Raw genomic sequence first — 316 nt, 5'->3', positions numbered from 1 at the left:
CCTCTCTGCGGTGGTACTTATTCCTGCAACAGAGTAGCATGTTCCCCTACGATCTAACCGTCCATTTCGGAGTTTTCCATGCCGACACGCCGCTACAGTGCCGACCGTCGCCGTACCGAGCTTCTTGAACGTATTGAAAGTGATATTCCCTATTCCGTCGCCCAGGCGCTGCGCGAAGACCTGGGAGGTGAAGTTGACGCCGGGCGCGATATTACCGCGCAATTGTTACCGGCGGACAAGCAGGCCGAAGCCACCGTCATTACCCGCGAAGCCGGCGTGTTCTGTGGCCGCCGCTGGCTGAACGAAGTCTTTATTC

The 316-nt window shown here is 57.6% G+C and carries 1 protein-coding gene; it reads left to right on the top strand.

Annotation, left to right across the window (positions count from 1 at the left end; all coding sequences use genetic code 11):
- Positions 1-78: 78 nt before the first annotated feature.
- On the top strand, positions 79-316 hold a 238-nt coding region (locus KQX66_RS39195; RefSeq protein WP_498047245.1), incomplete at its 3' end, for a hypothetical protein.

Source organism: Paenibacillus oleatilyticus, from assembly GCF_018998565.1.
Taxonomy (GTDB): Bacteria; Bacillota; Bacilli; order Paenibacillales; family NBRC-103111; genus Paenibacillus_G; species Paenibacillus_G oleatilyticus.
This window is presented reverse-complemented; position numbering and strand designations above follow the sequence as displayed.